At 58.1% G+C, this 20189-nt stretch carries 17 protein-coding genes and 3 rRNA genes; 10 read left to right on the forward strand and 10 right to left on the reverse strand.

All coding sequences use genetic code 11. The annotated features are described in order from the left end of the window. Positions 1 to 125 precede the first annotated feature (125 nt). The 4 genes from mrdA to QMK50_RS05760 form a co-directional block, all read right to left on the reverse strand. Positions 126 to 2018 carry a penicillin-binding protein 2 gene (mrdA, locus tag QMK50_RS05745; RefSeq protein ID WP_320332747.1) on the reverse strand — a complete coding sequence of 631 codons (1893 nt, stop codon included), beginning with the start codon at positions 2016 to 2018 and terminating at the stop codon, positions 126 to 128. Positions 2019 to 2241: 223 nt separating this feature from the next. After that, positions 2242 to 2357, reverse strand: a 5S ribosomal RNA gene (gene rrf / locus QMK50_RS05750). Between the two features lie 170 nt (positions 2358 to 2527). Continuing rightward, a 23S ribosomal RNA gene (locus QMK50_RS05755) occupies positions 2528 to 5419 on the reverse strand. Between the two features lie 328 nt (positions 5420 to 5747). Then, a 16S ribosomal RNA gene (locus QMK50_RS05760) occupies positions 5748 to 7284 on the reverse strand. The 16S, 23S and 5S rRNA genes sit together here, the layout of an rRNA operon. Before the next feature lie 637 nt (positions 7285 to 7921). Between QMK50_RS05760 and rhtA the strand changes: the two genes are divergently transcribed. Beyond that, positions 7922 to 8809: a threonine/homoserine exporter RhtA gene (gene rhtA, locus QMK50_RS05765; protein ID WP_159997208.1), complete on the forward strand. Its 888-nt coding sequence runs from the start codon at positions 7922 to 7924 to the stop codon at positions 8807 to 8809. Positions 8810 to 8974: 165 nt separating this feature from the next. After that, the gene (locus QMK50_RS05770) at positions 8975 to 9256 is read left to right on the forward strand and encodes a hypothetical protein (protein WP_320332748.1); all 282 of its coding nucleotides are present in this window, start codon (positions 8975 to 8977) and stop codon (positions 9254 to 9256) included. A 19-nt stretch (positions 9257 to 9275) separates the two neighbouring features. Here the strand turns inward: QMK50_RS05770 and QMK50_RS05775 are convergent, their stop codons facing one another. Then, complete coding sequence (locus tag QMK50_RS05775; RefSeq protein WP_320332749.1) at positions 9276 to 9836, reverse strand: TetR/AcrR family transcriptional regulator; 561 nt, start codon at positions 9834 to 9836, stop codon at positions 9276 to 9278. A gap of 91 nt (positions 9837 to 9927) precedes the next feature. Between QMK50_RS05775 and QMK50_RS05780 the strand changes: the two genes are divergently transcribed. Both QMK50_RS05780 and QMK50_RS05785 read left to right on the forward strand, forming a co-directional pair. Then, the gene (locus tag QMK50_RS05780) at positions 9928 to 10668 is read left to right on the forward strand and encodes an SDR family oxidoreductase (protein WP_095168247.1); all 741 of its coding nucleotides are present in this window, start codon (positions 9928 to 9930) and stop codon (positions 10666 to 10668) included. Between the two features lie 36 nt (positions 10669 to 10704). Further along, on the forward strand, positions 10705 to 11295 hold the full coding sequence (locus QMK50_RS05785) for a 2-hydroxychromene-2-carboxylate isomerase (RefSeq protein ID WP_320332750.1): 591 nt from the start codon (positions 10705 to 10707) through the stop codon (positions 11293 to 11295). Between the two features lie 42 nt (positions 11296 to 11337). Here the strand turns inward: QMK50_RS05785 and QMK50_RS05790 are convergent, their stop codons facing one another. From QMK50_RS05790 to QMK50_RS05810, 5 genes are all read right to left on the reverse strand, one after another. Beyond that, complete coding sequence (locus QMK50_RS05790; protein WP_320332751.1) at positions 11338 to 13146, reverse strand: aminopeptidase P family protein; 1809 nt, start codon at positions 13144 to 13146, stop codon at positions 11338 to 11340. 58 nt (positions 13147 to 13204) lie between these two features. Continuing rightward, on the reverse strand, positions 13205 to 14374 hold the full coding sequence (locus tag QMK50_RS05795) for a cysteine desulfurase family protein (RefSeq protein WP_320332752.1): 1170 nt from the start codon (positions 14372 to 14374) through the stop codon (positions 13205 to 13207). A gap of 230 nt (positions 14375 to 14604) precedes the next feature. Continuing rightward, complete coding sequence (locus QMK50_RS05800) at positions 14605 to 15219, reverse strand: LysE family translocator (RefSeq protein WP_095168240.1); 615 nt, start codon at positions 15217 to 15219, stop codon at positions 14605 to 14607. A gap of 96 nt (positions 15220 to 15315) precedes the next feature. Then, positions 15316 to 15585, reverse strand: coding sequence for a hypothetical protein (locus tag QMK50_RS05805; protein ID WP_159997217.1), 270 nt, complete (start codon positions 15583 to 15585; stop codon positions 15316 to 15318). A 117-nt stretch (positions 15586 to 15702) separates the two neighbouring features. Then, positions 15703 to 16068: an antibiotic biosynthesis monooxygenase gene (locus tag QMK50_RS05810; protein WP_095168236.1), complete on the reverse strand. Its 366-nt coding sequence runs from the start codon at positions 16066 to 16068 to the stop codon at positions 15703 to 15705. A 92-nt stretch (positions 16069 to 16160) separates the two neighbouring features. Here QMK50_RS05810 and soxR point away from each other — a divergent pair, with 92 nt between their 5' ends. The 6 genes from soxR to QMK50_RS05840 all read left to right on the forward strand — a co-directional run bounded on the left by soxR (position 16161) and on the right by QMK50_RS05840 (position 20179). Next, positions 16161 to 16619, forward strand: a complete 459-nt coding sequence (soxR, locus tag QMK50_RS05815; protein WP_320332753.1) for a redox-sensitive transcriptional activator SoxR — start codon at positions 16161 to 16163, stop codon at positions 16617 to 16619. 142 nt (positions 16620 to 16761) lie between these two features. Next, positions 16762 to 17220, forward strand: coding sequence for a VOC family protein (locus QMK50_RS05820; protein WP_320332754.1), 459 nt, complete (start codon positions 16762 to 16764; stop codon positions 17218 to 17220). Between the two features lie 292 nt (positions 17221 to 17512). Beyond that, positions 17513 to 18724 carry a PepSY-associated TM helix domain-containing protein gene (locus QMK50_RS05825; protein ID WP_095168231.1) on the forward strand — a complete coding sequence of 404 codons (1212 nt, stop codon included), beginning with the start codon at positions 17513 to 17515 and terminating at the stop codon, positions 18722 to 18724. Next, entirely contained in the window at positions 18721 to 19263 is a 543-nt protein-coding gene (locus QMK50_RS05830) for a thiamine pyrophosphate-binding protein (RefSeq protein ID WP_159997219.1), read from the forward strand. The genes QMK50_RS05825 and QMK50_RS05830 overlap by 4 nt, the downstream gene beginning before the upstream one ends. Next, the gene (locus QMK50_RS05835; protein ID WP_256585454.1) at positions 19260 to 19607 is read left to right on the forward strand and encodes a hypothetical protein; all 348 of its coding nucleotides are present in this window, start codon (positions 19260 to 19262) and stop codon (positions 19605 to 19607) included. Before QMK50_RS05830 ends, QMK50_RS05835 begins: the two co-directional genes overlap by 4 nt. Next, on the forward strand, positions 19604 to 20179 hold the full coding sequence (locus tag QMK50_RS05840; RefSeq protein ID WP_320332755.1) for a DUF6162 family protein: 576 nt from the start codon (positions 19604 to 19606) through the stop codon (positions 20177 to 20179). The genes QMK50_RS05835 and QMK50_RS05840 overlap by 4 nt, the downstream gene beginning before the upstream one ends. Positions 20180 to 20189: the final 10 nt, after the last annotated feature.

A 20189-nucleotide genomic window follows, 5' to 3' on the forward strand; every position in this document is an offset into this window, starting at 1 on the left:
AGGGAAGTTTGCCCGCTGACTCGGGCAACACTTTCCTCAAGCAAAACCTGCGCCATGGACAATCGGCGTCGCCTTCTATGTTTACGTTAACGTCAAGCAACTGGCAAGTGCCACGCAGGCCAACTTCATACCTGAGGGTCGCCATGAGCCTTGCTCGGGCTGGCGTATTGCGGTTTCAGGTGGCCGTCGTTGTCCAGCAGCCAGGCGTCCATGATCTGGCGCACCACGGGACCTGCGACACGACCGCCGGCCTCGCCGTTTTCGATCATCACCGCGATCACGATCTTCGGATGTTCGGCCGGGGCAAAACCGACGAACAAGGCGTTGTCGCGGTTGCGCTCCCGGGTCTTCGCCCGGTTGTAACGTTCGCCCTGCTTGATCGCTACCACCTGGGCGGTACCGCTCTTGCCGGCGATGCGGTACTGGGCACCCGCCGCTGCCGCCCGGGCAATGCCGCGCGCATCGTGCATGACCATCTGCATGCCGTGGTTGACCTGCTCCCAGTCGCGCGGGTCTTTCAACAGGATGTTGGGCATTGGATGTTCGTCCACTGGCGCAATGCCATCGACGCTCCTGGCCAGGTGCGGACGGTTCCACACGCCCTTGTTGGCGATCAGCGCCGTGGCCTGGGCGAGCTGCAGCGGGGTGACCTGCATGTAGCCCTGGCCGATACCGAGGATCACCGTCTCCCCCGGGAACCAGGCCTGGCGGCGCGTAGCACGTTTCCAGGCGGGTGATGGCATCAGACCGGCTGACTCTTCGAACATGTCCAGCGAAACTTTTTCGCCGAGGCCGAACATGGCCATGTAGTCGTGCAGGCGGTCGATGCCCAGCTTATGCGCCAGGTCGTAGAAGTAGGTGTCGTTGGAACGCATGATCGCCGCGTCCATGTCGACCCAGCCGTCACCACTGTGGTTCCAGTTGCGGTATTTGTGGTCGAAGTCGGGCAATTGGTAGTAGCCCGGATCGAAGACCCGAGTCTGTGGCGTCACCACCCCGGCATCCAGGCCAGCAATCGCCACCTCTGGCTTGATGGTCGAGCCCGGCGCATACAGGCCGCGCAGCACGCGGTTGAATAACGGGCGGTCGATGGAGTCGTGCAGCGCGGCGTATTGCTTGAAACTAATGCCGGTGACAAACAGGTTGGGGTCGAAACTCGGCTTGCTGACCATGGCCAGCACCTCGCCGGTGGCCGGGTCGAGAGCGACCACCGAACCGCGCCGGTCACCCAGTGCGGCTTCCGCAGCCTCTTGCAGTTTGACGTCGAGGCTGAGGACGATGTTCTTCCCGGGAATCGGGTCGGTGTGCTTGAGCACCCGCAGCACGCGCCCCTGGGCGTTGGTCTCGACCTCTTCGTAACCAACGTGACCGTGCAGCTCGGACTCGTAGAATTTCTCGATGCCGGTCTTGCCGACCGACTGGGTGCCGCGGTATTCCACCGAGTCCAGGGTCTTGGATTCTTTCTCGTTGATCCGCCCGACATAACCGATGGAGTGGGCAAAGTGCGCGCCCAGCGGATAGTTGCGCACAAACTGCGGTTCGACATCGATGCCGGGCAAGCGGAACTGATTGACGGCGAGGATGGCGATTTGCTCTTCGCTCAACTCGTAGAACAGGGTGACGGGGACAAAAGGATGGCGCATCTGTTTCAGCGCCTTGTCGAACAGCGCACGGTCTTCGCCAGGCAGGTGCAGCAAACTGATGAGGGTATCCAGTTCGCCTTTCACATCGGTAGCGCGCTCACGGGTGAGGGTGAGGTTGTAGCTGGGCCGGTTATCGGCCAGCAGCACCCCATTGCGGTCGTAGATCAGGCCACGCGTTGGGGTGATGGGCAGCACGTGCACCCGATTGTTTTCGGAGATGGTCGAGTGGTAGTCAAATTCGACGACCTGCAGGATGTACAAGCGCACCACCAGGGCGCAAGTGATGGCCGCCACGAGCAGCGCGCAGGCCATTAGCCGTTTGTTGACCAGGCGGGTTTCTTTCTCGTGGTCCTTGATGGGGATGGGTTCAGGCATTTCTACGGCAACTCTTTGACTGGATTAACCGCCGGTCCCTGGGCGTGTCATCAGTCCCTTGAAAAACGAGCTGCACCTTAACAAAACCCTGGGTCCACTTCAGGGTTAATCCACCCAATGGCGGCCCTGGAACATGAAAGATATGTCAGGTTGGCGCCGGACTTTCTCGCGGACAAAAACAAAACCCCTACCTGCATACGCAGATAGGGGTTTCGGAATTTAATCTTGACGATGACCTACTCTCACATGGGGAAACCCCACACTACCATCGGCGATGCATCGTTTCACTGCTGAGTTCGGGATGGGATCAGGTGGTTCCAATGCTCTATGGTCGTCAAGAAATTCGGGTACTGAGTCGTGGCCAGATAGCCTCGCTTCAGCAAATTGGGTATGTGATAGCTTTCGGTGTTGTGCGTTGCTTTGAGCAGATTCGAACTTTCGGTTCGTTTCGTCTTCACACACCGCAATCTGATGCTTCTTTCGAAGTAGTCAAATTGCTTGGGTGTTATATGGTCAAGCCTCACGGGCAATTAGTATTGGTTAGCTCAACGCCTCACAGCGCTTACACACCCAACCTATCAACGTCGTAGTCTTCGACGGCCCTTCAGGGGACTCAAGGTCCCAGTGAGATCTCATCTTGAGGCTAGTTTCCCGCTTAGATGCTTTCAGCGGTTATCTATTCCGAACATAGCTACCCGGCAATGCCACTGGCGTGACAACCGGAACACCAGAGGTTCGTCCACTCCGGTCCTCTCGTACTAGGAGCAGCCCCTCTCAAATCTCAAACGTCCACGGCAGATAGGGACCGAACTGTCTCACGACGTTCTAAACCCAGCTCGCGTACCACTTTAAATGGCGAACAGCCATACCCTTGGGACCGGCTTCAGCCCCAGGATGTGATGAGCCGACATCGAGGTGCCAAACACCGCCGTCGATATGAACTCTTGGGCGGTATCAGCCTGTTATCCCCGGAGTACCTTTTATCCGTTGAGCGATGGCCCTTCCATACAGAACCACCGGATCACTAAGACCTACTTTCGTACCTGCTCGACGTGTCTGTCTCGCAGTCAAGCGCGCTTTTGCCTTTATACTCTACGACCGATTTCCGACCGGTCTGAGCGCACCTTCGTACTCCTCCGTTACTCTTTAGGAGGAGACCGCCCCAGTCAAACTACCCACCATACACTGTCCTCGATCCGGATAACGGACCTGAGTTAGAACCTCAAAGTTGCCAGGGTGGTATTTCAAGGTTGGCTCCACGCAGACTGGCGTCCACGCTTCAAAGCCTCCCACCTATCCTACACAAGCAAATTCAAAGTCCAGTGCAAAGCTATAGTAAAGGTTCACGGGGTCTTTCCGTCTAGCCGCGGATACACTGCATCTTCACAGCGATTTCAATTTCACTGAGTCTCGGGTGGAGACAGCGCCGCCATCGTTACGCCATTCGTGCAGGTCGGAACTTACCCGACAAGGAATTTCGCTACCTTAGGACCGTTATAGTTACGGCCGCCGTTTACCGGGGCTTCGATCAAGAGCTTCGCGTTAGCTAACCCCATCAATTAACCTTCCGGCACCGGGCAGGCGTCACACCCTATACGTCCACTTTCGTGTTTGCAGAGTGCTGTGTTTTTAATAAACAGTCGCAGCGGCCTGGTATCTTCGACCGGCGTGGGCTTACGGAGCAAGTCCTTCACCCTCACCGGCGCACCTTCTCCCGAAGTTACGGTGCCATTTTGCCTAGTTCCTTCACCCGAGTTCTCTCAAGCGCCTTGGTATTCTCTACCCAACCACCTGTGTCGGTTTGGGGTACGGTTCCTGGTTACCTGAAGCTTAGAAGCTTTTCTTGGAAGCATGGCATCAACCACTTCGTGTTCTAAAAGAACACTCGTCATCAGCTCTCGGCCTTAGAATCCCGGATTTACCTAAGATTCCAGCCTACCACCTTAAACTTGGACAACCAACGCCAAGCTGGCCTAGCCTTCTCCGTCCCTCCATCGCAATAACCAGAAGTACAGGAATATTAACCTGTTTTCCATCGACTACGCTTTTCAGCCTCGCCTTAGGGACCGACTAACCCTGCGTCGATTAACGTTGCGCAGGAAACCTTGGTCTTTCGGCGTGGGTGTTTTTCACACCCATTGTCGTTACTCATGTCAGCATTCGCACTTCTGATACCTCCAGCAAGCTTCTCAACTCACCTTCACAGGCTTACAGAACGCTCCTCTACCGCATCACCTAAGTGATACCCGTAGCTTCGGTGTATGGTTTGAGCCCCGTTACATCTTCCGCGCAGGCCGACTCGACTAGTGAGCTATTACGCTTTCTTTAAAGGGTGGCTGCTTCTAAGCCAACCTCCTAGCTGTCTAAGCCTTCCCACATCGTTTCCCACTTAACCATAACTTTGGGACCTTAGCTGACGGTCTGGGTTGTTTCCCTTTTCACGACGGACGTTAGCACCCGCCGTGTGTCTCCCATGCTCGGCACTTGTAGGTATTCGGAGTTTGCATCGGTTTGGTAAGTCGGGATGACCCCCTAGCCGAAACAGTGCTCTACCCCCTACAGTGATACATGAGGCGCTACCTAAATAGCTTTCGAGGAGAACCAGCTATCTCCGAGCTTGATTAGCCTTTCACTCCGATCCACAGGTCATCCGCTAACTTTTCAACGGTAGTCGGTTCGGTCCTCCAGTTAGTGTTACCCAACCTTCAACCTGCCCATGGATAGATCGCCCGGTTTCGGGTCTATTCCCAGCGACTAGACGCCCTATTAAGACTCGCTTTCGCTACGCCTCCCCTATTCGGTTAAGCTCGCCACTGAAAATAAGTCGCTGACCCATTATACAAAAGGTACGCAGTCACCCAACAAAGTGGGCTCCCACTGCTTGTACGCATACGGTTTCAGGATCTATTTCACTCCCCTCTCCGGGGTTCTTTTCGCCTTTCCCTCACGGTACTAGTTCACTATCGGTCAGTCAGTAGTATTTAGCCTTGGAGGATGGTCCCCCCATATTCAGACAAAGTTTCTCGTGCTCCGTCCTACTCGATTTCATGACTAAGAGATTTTCGCGTACAGGGCTATCACCCACTATGGCCGTACTTTCCAGAACGTTCCGCTAATCTCAAAGCCACTTAAGGGCTAGTCCCCGTTCGCTCGCCACTACTAAGGGAATCTCGGTTGATTTCTTTTCCTCAGGGTACTTAGATGTTTCAGTTCCCCTGGTTCGCCTCTTAAGCCTATGTATTCAGCTTAAGATAACCATCTTATGATGGCTGGGTTCCCCCATTCAGACATCTCCGGATCAAAGTCTGTTTGCCGACTCCCCGAAGCTTTTCGCAGGCTACCACGTCTTTCATCGCCTCTGACTGCCAAGGCATCCACCGTATGCGCTTCTTCACTTGACCATATAACCCCAAGCAATCTGGTTATACTATGAAGACGACATTCGCCGAAAATTCGCACTTGCTCATAGAGCAACTCACAAATTTTACCTTAGCCTGATCCGTTACCAGTGAAAGTAACGTCCAGTCTATCTTTCTATCACATACCCAAATTTTTAAAGAACGATCTAATCTTAAAGATCAGAAATCAACATTCACCATCGCCTCGATGGAATGCTCATTTCTAAGCTTTACGACAAACAACAACCCTATGCCTCAGGGCTGTTTCTCGTCTTCTTCAATGAATCAAGCAATTCGTGTGGGAGCTTATGCAGCAGCTGATGTCGTCGATTAAGGAGGTGATCCAGCCGCAGGTTCCCCTACGGCTACCTTGTTACGACTTCACCCCAGTCATGAATCACACCGTGGTAACCGTCCTCCCGAAGGTTAGACTAGCTACTTCTGGTGCAACCCACTCCCATGGTGTGACGGGCGGTGTGTACAAGGCCCGGGAACGTATTCACCGCGACATTCTGATTCGCGATTACTAGCGATTCCGACTTCACGCAGTCGAGTTGCAGACTGCGATCCGGACTACGATCGGTTTTGTGGGATTAGCTCCACCTCGCGGCTTGGCAACCCTCTGTACCGACCATTGTAGCACGTGTGTAGCCCAGGCCGTAAGGGCCATGATGACTTGACGTCATCCCCACCTTCCTCCGGTTTGTCACCGGCAGTCTCCTTAGAGTGCCCACCATTACGTGCTGGTAACTAAGGACAAGGGTTGCGCTCGTTACGGGACTTAACCCAACATCTCACGACACGAGCTGACGACAGCCATGCAGCACCTGTCTCAATGTTCCCGAAGGCACCAATCTATCTCTAGAAAGTTCATTGGATGTCAAGGCCTGGTAAGGTTCTTCGCGTTGCTTCGAATTAAACCACATGCTCCACCGCTTGTGCGGGCCCCCGTCAATTCATTTGAGTTTTAACCTTGCGGCCGTACTCCCCAGGCGGTCAACTTAATGCGTTAGCTGCGCCACTAAGAGCTCAAGGCTCCCAACGGCTAGTTGACATCGTTTACGGCGTGGACTACCAGGGTATCTAATCCTGTTTGCTCCCCACGCTTTCGCACCTCAGTGTCAGTATCAGTCCAGGTGGTCGCCTTCGCCACTGGTGTTCCTTCCTATATCTACGCATTTCACCGCTACACAGGAAATTCCACCACCCTCTACCATACTCTAGCTTGTCAGTTTTGAATGCAGTTCCCAGGTTGAGCCCGGGGATTTCACATCCAACTTAACAAACCACCTACGCGCGCTTTACGCCCAGTAATTCCGATTAACGCTTGCACCCTCTGTATTACCGCGGCTGCTGGCACAGAGTTAGCCGGTGCTTATTCTGTCGGTAACGTCAAGACAGCAACGTATTAGGTTACTGCCCTTCCTCCCAACTTAAAGTGCTTTACAATCCGAAGACCTTCTTCACACACGCGGCATGGCTGGATCAGGCTTTCGCCCATTGTCCAATATTCCCCACTGCTGCCTCCCGTAGGAGTCTGGACCGTGTCTCAGTTCCAGTGTGACTGATCATCCTCTCAGACCAGTTACGGATCGTCGCCTTGGTGAGCCATTACCCCACCAACTAGCTAATCCGACCTAGGCTCATCTGATAGCGCAAGGCCCGAAGGTCCCCTGCTTTCTCCCGTAGGACGTATGCGGTATTAGCGTCCGTTTCCGAGCGTTATCCCCCACTACCAGGCAGATTCCTAGGCATTACTCACCCGTCCGCCGCTCTCAAGAGAAGCAAGCTTCTCTCTACCGCTCGACTTGCATGTGTTAGGCCTGCCGCCAGCGTTCAATCTGAGCCATGATCAAACTCTTCAGTTCAAACATCTTTGGGTTTTTAAGAAACCCTAAACTTGGCTCAGCAATCGTTGGTTACATCTTTGATTTCTCGCGGAGTAACTTGTGATGCTGATAATCTTTTTGACTATCAGTCTGACAGCACAAGCACCCACACGAATTGCTTGATTCAGTTGTTAAAGAGCGGTTGGTTAAGATCTTTCGCCTCAACCGAGGCGCGCATTCTACAGCAGCCTCATTTGCTGTCAAGTGGTATTTTCAGAAGTTTTTGAAGATTTCTTCAACAACTTCAACCACTTGCGCTTCCGATCACTCGGTAGCGGGAGGCGAATTCTACAGCGTTACACGCTGCTGTCAACACCTCTTTTTCAACTCCCTTCGTGCTTCGATGAACTGAAGCAACCCGCTGCCGAAAACTGCGTAACTCATTGTTTACCAAGGAGTTTTCCGTTTCGACTGCGCCGGAAGTGGGGCGAATTATAGACATATAGAATCTGCCGTCAACTGCTAATTTGGTTTTTCTATCAAAAGCCTGCACTCCACGGAAAATCGGCAGGCAACCCCACAACCGAGATAAAAAATGCGCAGTATATTGCTCAACTGATCTTAGTTACGCATGATGCAACACATACCTGACTTTTACCCTGGAAGACGCCCCGCAATGAATGAGCAATCCCGCAGCCTGACCTCGACCCTGTTCCCGGTTGGCCTGCTATTAATAGCCATGGCGTCGATTCAGTCCGGCGCCTCCCTGGCCAAGAGCATGTTCCCGGTGGTCGGCGCTCAAGGCACCACAACCCTGCGCCTGATTTTCGCCAGCGTGATCATGATCCTCCTGTTGCGCCCCTGGAAGGCCAAGCTTACCGCCCGCTCACTGCAGACCGTAGCGGTCTACGGCGTGGCGTTGGGTGGCATGAACCTGCTCTTCTATATGTCGCTGCAAACCGTTCCACTGGGCATTGCCGTGGCACTGGAGTTCACCGGCCCCCTGGCCGTAGCAATCTACGCGTCACGCAAGGCCATCGACTTCCTGTGGATTGGCCTGGCCATCGTCGGCTTGCTACTGCTGGTCCCCACTGATGCGGCCAGCGCGAGCATTGACCTCATGGGGGCCGGTTATGCACTGGCAGCGGGCGTCTGCTGGGCGCTGTACATACTCTTCGGGCAGAAAGCCGGCGCCGACAATGGCGTGCAGACAGCCGCCCTGGGCGTGATGATCGCCGCTATCTTCGTCACACCCTTCGGTGTTGCCCACGCCGGCGCTGCCTTATTCACGCCATCGCTGATCCCCGTCGCACTGGGCGTCGCAGTATTGTCCACGGCCCTGCCCTACACCCTGGAAATGATCGCCCTGACCCGAATGCCAGCGCGCACCTTTGGCACCCTGATGAGCGTCGAGCCTGCCATTGCAGCCATGTCCGGCCTGCTGTTCCTCAATGAGTACCTGTCAGTGGCCCAGTGGATGGCCATCAGTTGCATCATCCTGGCTTCGGTGGGTGCTACTTTGACCATGGGCCGTGAAGCCAAACCTATGGTGGCGACTGATTGAGAAACATTCCTACAAAGGTCTGGTATTTCTCTTTCAATTAGGCCATGTTTAGTCGCTATCCGGCATTTGACATGGACAGTTCGGATAGAGAACTTACACCCCGTAATGCAAAAGCGTAGGCTGTCAGGCTCGGTTGCCAGACCCGAGACCGCAATAGGGAAAGGAATGAAACGATTTTTGGTATTTATAGCAGTACTTGCCATCGCAGGATGCGCCGCAACCTCTAAAACCGAAGTCAAGCGCGGGAAGAAAGGCCTGCATATCAATTGCTCCGGCCTTTCCTCTTCGTGGGACCAATGCACGGCGACCGCCGTCAAGGCGTGTGGACCAAAGGGCTACAGAGTCATCGCCAAGTCCGGGGACAGCGTTGAAGACTCGGGGGACTATCCCTTCGGCCTCAACCCTGCCGGCTATACCAGCCGCAGCATGATTATCATCTGCAAGTAACAGCATCGGCGCTCGCGGTTCAGCGAGCGCCTATCTGGCGTGTGATTTCTTCGTAGTTCGATGACAACACGCTGCTCTGGATCTGTGGGCTCACCAGCATTCGCGCCACCACCAATGCCCCGACACATTGCGACAGAATCGCCCACGCCAGGCTGTCACTCTGCAGAATGGCTGCCCAGTTCTCGTGCAACCGGCAGATCCAGTGTTCGGCCTGCTGGCGCACCGCAGTGTCGGCACGGGCAATTTCGGCGCCCAATGCTGGCAGTGCGCACCCGACGCCTGGCTGTTCGACATGGGCCATGCTCAAGTAGTGCTTGAGGCAACGCTCCAGCCTGACGCGACTTAATTCACCGTCGCCACTCAAGCGCTCAAGACTCTGGCGTAATTCACGCTCGACGATAGAGGCAAAGAGTTGGTCTTTCGACGAGAAGTGACTGTAGAACGCACCGCCACTGAGACCAATGGCTTTCATCAAGCCATCCACTCCCACGGTGGCAAACCCCTCCTGCTTGGCGGACACCGAGCTGCTTTCCAGCAGTTTCTGCCGGGTTTCCAGCTTGTGACTGGCTGAGTAACGCATCGCTGCTCCCAAAATTGCATCGTCTTGACGTCGCGCTGATCGTAGCATAACGTTCGTTTAGTTAACGACCGTTTACCAAAGAGCGATGACTATGACCACAGCTACCCATAACAACAAAGTCGTGCTGGTTGTCGGTGCCGGCGACGCCACTGGCGGAGCCATTGCCAAACGTTTTGCCGAAGAAGGATTTATCGCCTGCGTCACTCGGCGCAGCGCCGATAAGCTGCAGCCGCTGGTTGACGCGATCAATGCCAATGGTGGCCAAGCCCACGGCTTTGCCTGTGATGCGCGCAAGGAAGAAGAAGTCATTGCGCTGGTCGAGCAGATCGAGAGTCAGATCGGCCCCATTGAAGCGCTGGTCTTCAACATCGGCGCCAATGTCCCCTGCAGCATCCTCGAAGAAACCGCGCGCAAATATTTCAAGATCTGGGAGATGGCCTGTTTCTCGGGGTTTCTCAATGCCCGCGAAGTGGCCAAGCGCATGGTCACCCGCCAACGCGGCACGATTCTGTTTACCGGGGCCACTGCCGGCCTGCGCGGCGCCGCAGGTTTTGCTGCATTCGCCGGGGCCAAGCATGGCATTCGTGCCCTGGCACAAAGCATGGCCCGGGAACTGGGGCCGCTGAACATCCACGTCGCGCATGTGGTGGTCGATGGCGCCATCGATACCGACTTTATTCGCGACAGCTTCCCGGAAAAATACGCACTCAAGGCCGAAGACGGGATTCTCGACCCTGAGCACATTGCCGAGAACTACTGGTTCCTGCACAACCAGCCGCGCGATGCGTGGACCTTCGAGCTGGACCTGCGGCCCTGGAGCGAACGCTGGTAAGCACTGCCTCCCAACAATAATCAGAGTGCATCGAACATGAGCAAGTGCGTGGAGTTTTTCTTTGACCTGGGCAGCCCGGCCACTTACCTGGCCTACACCCAACTGCCAGGCATCTGTGAACAGACCGGCAGCCAACTGATTTACCAACCGATGTTGCTCGGCGGGGTATTCAAGGCGACTGGCAACGCGTCACCCGCAACCATTGCAGCCAAGGGGCGCTACATGTTCCTAGACCTGGATCGCTACGCCAGACGCTACGGCGTCGAGTTTTCGCTCAATCCGCATTTCCCGATCAACACCCTGTTGCTGATGCGCGCTGTTACCGGTATGCAAGTGCGCCATCCCGAACGTTTCCTCGACTTTATCGACTGCCTGTTTCGGGCGCTCTGGGTCGATGGGCGCAATCTCAACGACCCGGCGACCGTTGCCACAGTCCTCAGCGAGCACGGCTTCGACCCGCAGGAGGTACTGGCGTTGACCGTCGACGATGAGGTCAAGGCCGCGCTCAAGGAGAAGACCGAGCAAGCGATTGAGCGGGGAGTGTTTGGCGCGCCGAGCCTGTTTGTCGGTGACCAGTTGTTCTTCGGTCAGGATCGCCTGGACTTTGTCCGCGAAGCATTGAGCTGACGCAGCGCGCCGCAGCCGCAAGGGCTGAGGCGCACTCTGTAGTCAAATGGCAGCAGTGCGCGTGAGCAACCACTCAAGCGCTGGCCCTTCGAGCAACGGGCTCAGGCGCCGGCGCACTTCGGCGTGATAGCCGTTGAACCACTCGCGCTCATCCTCGGTCAGCAAGGAGGTTTCCAGGCAGCGGGTGTCGATCGGACACAGGGTCAGGGTTTCGAACTTGAGGAACTGACCAAATTCGCTGCTGCCCGCCTCGCGGTTCAACACCAGGTTCTCGATACGTACCCCCCAGCGCCCCGGACGATAAGTGCCAGGCTCGATGGAGGTAATCATCCCCGGCTGCATCGCGGTCTGTGGCGCGGCCGCCGCCTGATAGGCAATCACCTGCGGGCCTTCGTGCACATTGAGGAAGTACCCGACGCCATGCCCGGTGCCATGACCGTAATCCACGCTTTCGGCCCAGATCGGCGCCCGCGCAATGGCGTCGAGCAGCGGCGAGAGAATGCCCCGCGGAAACTGCGCACGGGACAGGGCGATCACGCCCTTGAGGACTCGGGTGCAGTCGCGTTTCTGCTCGGCAGTCGGCGTGCCGACCGGGACCATCCGAGTAATGTCGGTGGTGCCGCCCAGATACTGGCCGCCGGAATCGATCAGCAGCAGGCCGTCGCCTTCAATCACCGCATGCTCTTCTTCGGTCGCGTGATAATGCGGCATGGCACCGTTGGCGTTGTAGGCGGCAATGGTGTTGAAGCTCAGCGAGACATAACCCGGGCGTCGGGTCCGGGCCGCGGTCAGGTGTTCGTCAATGGTCAGCTCAGTAATACGCTCGCGCCCCAGCGCGCTGTCGAGCCAGGTGAAGAACTCGCAGAGAGCTGCGCCGTCCTGCTCCATGGCCTGGCGAATGTGCTCGGCATCGGCCAGGCTTTTCTGCGACTTGGCCAGGGTGGTCGGGTTCAAACCCTCCACCAGCTTCACGCCGCTGTGCAGGTTGCCCAGCAGGCCGGCTGTGACCCGCGCCGGGTCGATCTGCAGGCTGCTGCCACCCGGAATGGCCGCCAAGGCCGCAGCCACTTCGCTGTAATCGCGCAGCGTCACGCCGTCCTGCTCGATGATCGCCCGCAGTGGCGCATCGACCTTGCTCAAGGCCACAAACAAGGTTGCCTGCTGCTGGCTGATCAGCGCAAAGGACACGAATACCGGGTTGAACGACACATCGGCGCCACGCAGGTTGAACAGCCAGGCAATGTCGTCGAGGGTGGCGATGAAGTGCCAATCGGCACCGCGGGCGAGCAGGGTTTCGCGCAATGTTGCGAGCTTGTCGCCACGGCTGACGGTCGCCTGGGGTGGCAAGTGCTGATAAATCGGTTGGTCCGGCAAGCTCGGGCGATCGCTCCAGACTTCGCTCAACAGGTCGAGATCGGTGCGCAGGCGTGCCCCGCGCTCTTCCAGCTTGCTACCCAGGGTACGCGCCGAGGCAACGGCCATAACCGCGCCATCCACCGCTACCACGCAGCCTTCCGGCGTTTGCTCGGCCAGCCACTCCAGAGGTCCCGGCTGGCCCGGTTGCAGTTTCACCAACTCGATACCGCTGCCCTTGAGTTCCTTGCCCGCCTGTTCCCAGTAACGGCTGTCGGCCCAGATGCCGGCAAAGTCCTGGGTGACGATCAGGGTCCCGACCGATCCATGAAAGCCCGACAGCCACTGCCGCCCTTGCCAGTAACCCGGCAGGTACTCCGACAGATGGGGATCGGCCGACGGCACCAGCAACGCGTGAATACCCTCCCGGCTCATCAGCTCGCGGGTGCGCGCCAGGCGCTGGGGGACCGTTCCCTGGGTCAAAGGCTGCGTACTCATCATGTCTCCTGCTAACCACTTCAATATTGTTATAGGGCGCTGACTTATGGTCGGCGCATCAGGGTTGGGCGGTCGCCCAGAACGCCGGTGCACTGGCGGTTGCCGCCTTGATCAACTGGGCGGCCTGATCGATATCCTGCTCTCGGGTGAAGCGCCCAAGGCTCAAGCGAATCGTGCGCCCCGCCGCCCGGGCATCGTGGCCCAGGGCCAGGAGCACATGGGAGGGAGCGTTGCTAGCGGAATTGCAGGCCGAGGTCGCGGAGAACGCTATCGAAGCGCTCAACGCCTGGGCATTGAACTCGCCTTCGTGGAAGGTCAGGCTCAGGGTGTGGGGAATACGCTGGCTCGGACTGCCATTGAGCCGCAGGCCCGCGATGCCACCGAGTTGCTCCAGCAAGCGCTCGCGCAACTGCGAGATGATCCCGGCCTCCTCGGCAAAATGTTCGGCCGCCAATGCAAAGGCAGCACCCATGCCCGCGATCTGATGAGTCGCCAGGGTGCCGGAGCGTAAGCCGCCTTCGTGTCCGCCACCATGGATCTGCGCCTGCAGGCGCTGCTCGGCCCGCGGGCCGACGTAGAGCGCGCCGATGCCCTTGGGGCCGTAGATCTTGTGGGCGGAAAACGACATCAGGTCGACCGGCCACCGCGCAAGGTCAATCGTCACCTTGCCCGCGCCCTGGGCGGCATCGACGTGGAACAAGGCCCCGTGTTCGCGCACGCGCTGGCCGATGGCCGGGATGTCGTTGACGGTGCCCAACTCGTTGTTGACCAGCATCAGCGACACCAGGAAGGTGTCTTCGCGCAGCGCCGCGCTGACCGCTTGCGCGGTGATCAGGCCATCGGCGTCGGGCAGCAGATAAGTCACATCGACCCCGGCATCCTGCAATTGCCTGGCCGTATCGAGGATCGCCTTGTGTTCAATCTGGCTGGTGATGATGTGCCCGCCCGGCTGTTGGCGGGCCTGGGCCACCCCCTTGAGGGCCAGGTTGTTGGATTCTGTGGCGCCGGAGGTCCAGACGATCTGGGATGCCTGCGCGCCCACCAGGTCGGCGACTTGCTGACGCGCCAGTTCGACCGAACAGCGGGCCTGCTGGCCAAAGGCATGGGAGCTGGAGGCTGGGTTGCCGAAGTTGCCGTTGAAGCCCAGACAATCGACCATCACCTGGATGACCCGCTCATCCACCGGCGTGGTGGCGGCGTAATCAAAATATAAAGGACGTGTATTCATAAAAAAGGCTCGCAGAGCAGGTTCCGGGATCAGGTGCGGCGGATGCACTCACTGCGCGGTGCCCGCTTGCGGCGCCGGCTTGCGGCGCTCGCTTGCGATGGCGCATGACGGCAGGAGTTCCAGCAATACCTGATCGGATGCAGTTAAAGAAGGACAACTTCATTAAAAGTGCGTAGGAACGCTCCTGAAGTTGAGCTTAACAGGCATCTGCCACCGGGTTGAAGCACCAGTCAGCCAAAGCTCTGCTGCAACATGGGGTACAGCGAAGCCACCAGCAACAATGCCATGCCCCAGTTGAACAGGCGCAGCCAGCGCCGGTCCCGCAGGACATTGCGCAACAGCGAGCCACAGACCACCCAGACACCAACGCTGGGCAGGTTGATCAGGGCAAACACGGCCGCGATCACAATCACATTGGTGAAGTAGCCCTGCAGCGGTGTATAGGTACTGATGGCACCAATTGCCATGATCCAGGCCTTGGGATTGACCCACTGGAAGGCCGCCGCGCCCAGGTAGCTGATGGGCTGGCCGCGCCCCTCTTCGCTGTCCGAGACCGGCCCTGCGTGGGCAATCTTCCACGCCAGGTACAGCAAGTAGGCTGCGCCGACAAAACGCAGCACGTTATAAAGCAGCGGATAGGTTTGAAATACCGCTCCCAGGCCAAACCCCACGGCCAGCACCAGGACAAAAAAGCCGCAGGTAATCCCCAGCATGTGCGGGATGGTACGGTTAAAGCCGAAATTGACCCCGGAGGCCAGCAACATGGTGTTGTTCGGCCCGGGCGTGATCGAAGTCACCAGGGCAAACAGAGCAAAGCCGAGCAGTACATCCAGGGAGAGGGTCATGGTGCGATTCCATCAGGTCAGTCAGGACTCGACCCTATCGCAGCGTCCACACGGCGGGCACGCACAGTTAGCAAAAACTTCAAGCAGTACAGTCGCTCAACTCGCCCGGCCGTGCAGTTGTGGGGAGCGCTCGGCGTTCATCTCGGCCTGTGGGTCAAATCCGCTGGCTTTGCTTGGCTGGGGTAGCAACTGGGCCTTTTTCGCCTGGTATTCATCAAACGACAAGCCACGACGACTCAGCGCTTCCAATGCCAGTTCGCGGCTTTCCTCGGCCGAATAAGGCCGCAGTTCCGGGGCCGGGTGAGTGGCGCAACCGGCAAGCAGCGAGGCGATCAACAACAATGTGGCGCTGGGCAAATGATTCATGGGGGCGGTTCCTGAGAGCTGTCCTGAAGCAATGGACACAGGCTACGCCCCAGCCTTTCTCGAGAAAAATCATCGCGCTCGATAGTCCTTATCGAGTTTTTTGCGCGTTAACGCGTCCTAGCCCACCAGGCTGCATTGCAAGGCATTGTCCGGGCTGCGCTCAATGCTGCGCAGAACCTGGAACGAGCCGAAGGTCACACCCTTGGCCTGATGGGTGCGGATCAACTGCCAGAAATCCTGCTCACCGCTTTCGAAACTGCGAAACGCCGCCTCGCCTGCCTCACGGGTTTGCCACTGCAGGTAATTGAGCACTCGCCGTCCGTCATCGCTGGCCTGCACACTGGCGCTGAGAAAGCCGCTGTGGTGCTGGGCCAGTCGCTCGGTCTGGGCGGATAACGCCGACACCAGGCCATGTTGTTGGTGGGGCTCGATCTCGAATTCGATCAGTTGGGTAAAACTGCGATTGTTCTCTATCGATTGCATGAGGATTCCCCCTGGCACGTAAGTCGCATCTTGCGAATTGAAGGTTGGCAGGATAAAACCTCTAGTTAAGTCAAGGTCAAGTGGCAATTGAAATGATCAGCAAGGAACACCTGTACAAAGAGTTGAGTGTCGGGCAACTGGCGCAGCGCAGTGGCGTGGCGGTTACCGCCCTGCACTTCTATGAGTCCAAGGGGCTGATCCACAGCAACCGCAACCCGGGCAACCAGCGTCGTTACCCACGGGAAGTGCTGCGCCGGGTGGCGTTGATCAAAGTGGCCCAACGCCTGGGCATTCCCCTGGCGGAAATCGGTGCGGCCCTCAAGTCCCTGCCTGACCATCGCGCGCCGACGGCGGCAGACTGGAAACTGCTGTCGGAAAAATGGAGCAATGACCTTGATGAACGGATCCGTCAACTGAGCCTGCTGCGCGACAAACTCAATGGCTGTATCGGTTGCGGTTGCTTGTCGATGGAGGCCTGCCCGCTGCGCAACTACGGGGATGTGCTGGGTGAGCAAGGCGCCGGCGCGCAGTTGCTGGTACCGGGTCATTGATAGCCCCTGATTGATAGCCACTTGCTGGCCATGCAGCAACCCGTCGGCCGATCCGTGGCGGCATCAGGGCTGGCCTATAGTTACTCGACCGCAAATCGGCGAGAAACAGTGCGCCATCCCCCACCCACCCTGGAGAACCGTCATGAGCGTTAAACCCATCCCGGAGGGTTATCACAGCATCACGCCTTACCTGGGAATCTACAAAGCTGCCGAAGCCATCGAGTTCTACAAAAAAGCCTTTGGCGCCACTGAGGTCATGCGCCTGTCGATGCCCGACGGCAGCATCGGCCATGCCGAACTGCGTATCGGCGACTGCCCGATCATGCTTGGCACGCCGTGCGACCAAGGCCCCTTGAGCAATCCCGACACCTCGCCCTCAGTCGGCCTGCATCTGTATGTCCAGGATGTGGATCAAAGCTACGCCCAGGCAATCAACGCCGGTGGCATCGTGGTGTCCGAGGTCAAGGACCAGTTCTACGGCGACCGTTCGGGCACCCTGAAAGACCCCTACGGCCATTTGTGGTTTCTGGCCACCCGCAAGGAAGACCTGACTCAGGAGCAGATCGAACAGCGCGCCAAGGACATGTTCAATCAGCAATAATCCCCAGCCCCTATAGGAACTGGCTTGCCCGCGAACCACAATCTTCAGCCTGAGTGCTTGTTTTCGGGGCGCTGGCGATTGTTTTTGCTGACAAGCCAGGGCCAACGATTGCTCCGCCTGCAGCCATGAATGCGTCTTGGAAACATTTGCTTTCATATTGTTTTTCGGGATTTTTGATTCTCATTCGTCTTAAATAGATGCAGCAGGTCGCGTAGGCAAAAGCTACGGCCGGCTTTTTCGGGAATCACGGTGCATCCACACCGCTCCTCTCATCGAATCAAGACCCTCATTCATGTCGAAGAAGTCCCGTTCCAAACTGTGGTTTCTGGTGCACAGCTGGCTGGCATTGCCCATCTGGTTCTTTGTACTGATCGTCTGCGTCACCGGCACCCTGGCGGTAGTCAGCCAGGAGATCGTCTGGCTGGCCAATCCGGACATACGTGCCGGCCAACCATCCGACGACGCCGAACTGTTGAGCTATGACCAGGTCATTGCCGCAATCAAGCAGGCCGAACCACTCACCATCGTCGAATCCATCAGCCGCCCGGATGAATCGCACTTCGCCCTGTCAGCCCAGGTGAGCTACCCGGACGGGCGCTCGGTCGAGGTCTATGTGAACCCCTACAGTGGCGTGATTCAAGGAATCAGCCCGGACTTCAACTTCCAGGCCTTTACCCGTGCACTGCATGGCTGGTGGCTGGTGCCCTTTACCAACGGTTTCAGCTGGGGCTGGTACCTGGTGTCGTTCCTCGGCATTCCACTGCTGGTGTCATTGATCACTGGCCTGGTGGTGTACAAGAAGTTCTGGAAGGGTTTCTTCAAGCCCACCCTGCGGTTCAACCACGGAGCGCGGATCTTCTGGGGCGACTTCCATCGCCTGAGCGGCATCTGGTCGATCTGGTTCATCGCGGTGATTTCCATCACCGGCATCTGGTTCCTGATCCAAGCCCTGTTGTTCGACAACCAAATTTCCATCTCCAGCGAGCCGGTAGTCCCGGTGGTCGCCCGCGAAAGCGTGCCCCTGTCGGCTGATGGCTCCCCGCCGAAAATGCTCGACCTGGACAACGCCATCCTGATCGCCCAGGAGAAAATCCCCGGTTTGGAAGTGAGCTTCGTCAGCCTGCCGAGCAACGCCTACAGCCACCTCAACATCGGTGGCCGTGGCTGGTATCCACTGATGTTCCAGACCGCCACGATCAACCCCTACAACGGCGACATCGATGCCTCGCGGCTGCTCTCGGACCGCACCGGCCTGGAGTTCGTCACCGAATCCATGCGCCCGTTGCACACCGGTGACTTCGGCGGCCTGTGGATAAAGCTGATCTGGTTCTTCTTCGGCCTGGTCCTCAGCATGATGGTGCTCAGCGGCTTGCTGATCTGGACCAAACGCACCGCCCTGGCCACCGCCCACGCGCTGAAGCGCAGCAACAAGACGCCCCGCCCGGCCAAGGTCGAACAGCCAGTGGCAGCCATGAACGACAACTCGCCGGAGGGTAACCTGTGAGCAAAGCCATCACCGCAGTCACTCCTTCGCGCCTGAGCGTGTTCTGGCGTAAATGGCGCTTTCACATCAACATCCTGCTGCTCCTGATTCCACTGGGGTTCATGCCCAAGTACTTCGCCGACGTCGCGCTGTTTCGCGGCGACAGCGGCCTGGGTGAGCGGGAAGTCGGTGAAATCCAGGTCGGCCCCTGGAGCCTGCGCCTGGCCGAACTGCGCAATCAGGAGCCGCAACTGTCAGGCCCGGCCGGCTACATGAAGAGCTTTAACGCGGCGCTGTGCCAATCCTGCATCGGCCAGGTCAAGGCGACTTACCTGCGCATTGGCAAACCCCGCAGCCTGCGCGCCGCCGGGGTGATTTTCTTCGGCGCCCCCTATCGCATGGGCGCGACCTTGCCGATCCCCGAGAAGAGCAAAACCGACGCCGAAATCTGGATCACCATGGAAGGCTGGGACGGCAGCATGCATCAGGCGGCCGTGCCGCTTGCCCAAGCATCCCCGGCCACTATCGCCTGGCTGAACAAACAAGGAGGCAAACCATGACCGTTGCCCGCAGCTTGACCCCTTTGCGCCTGCTTGGCAGTGCGCTGGCCCTGGCCCTCGGCGCGGGCTTCAGTGCCCAGGCGCTGGCCCACAACCCGATGTGCGAATGCAAGGCCATCGACGCCGAGCAGATCCAATGCACCGGCGGCTTCTCCGATGGCAGTGGCGCACCTGGCGTGACCCTGGATGTGATCGGCTATGACGAAACCATCCTGGTGCCGGGCAAACTCGGCGCCGACTCGACCCTGACCTTCAAGAAGCCCGGATCCGAGTTCTATGTCTTGTTCGACGCCGGCCCAGGCCACGTGGTCGAGATCGACCAAGCGGATATCGAGGCCCCATGAGTACGCCCACCACACAGCTCGTCCGCCCGGCCGGTGCCGGCCATGAAACCCTCTACGTACTGTTGCTGTGCCTGGCGATTCTCGCGGTTGCCGGCTCCGTGGTGCTCTGGCGTGGCGAGCCCGAGGTGGTCAGCAGCGTGCAAACCCATCAACTGGATGCGCGGCGCGATCTCGGCGCCTCGGAGCAAGGCATTTATGCCGACCTGCGGGTGACCCTCGATGAAATCCACCTGCTGCGTGAAGAGCAGCAAGCCCTGCCGACCCCGCAAGTCCTGGCCGACGAGGGTTTTGCGCCTTTCGCCCAAGACGCCAGCTCCGTCAGCCGTGGCGCTCACGCCTGGCAGTTGCTGGGCAGTGGCGCGTACTTCGGGCAGAGCCAGGCACCAAGTGTCGCCGGTTCCTTCCTGATGCGCCTGAATGCGCACGGCAACACCGAACCGGATATCTGGCTCAACCGCAGCGCCAGCCTCCAGGCCCCTGCCGATCTGGCCGATGCCGCGCTGATCAGTGCGGGTTGGCAGCAGGTCGTCGCCCAATTCGACGCCGGTGTCACTCGCCAGCATCGTCACTGATTTGCGTATT

Origin of the sequence: Pseudomonas sp. P5_152 (assembly GCF_033989915.1) — a bacterium.
GTDB lineage: Bacteria > Pseudomonadota > Gammaproteobacteria > Pseudomonadales > Pseudomonadaceae > Aquipseudomonas.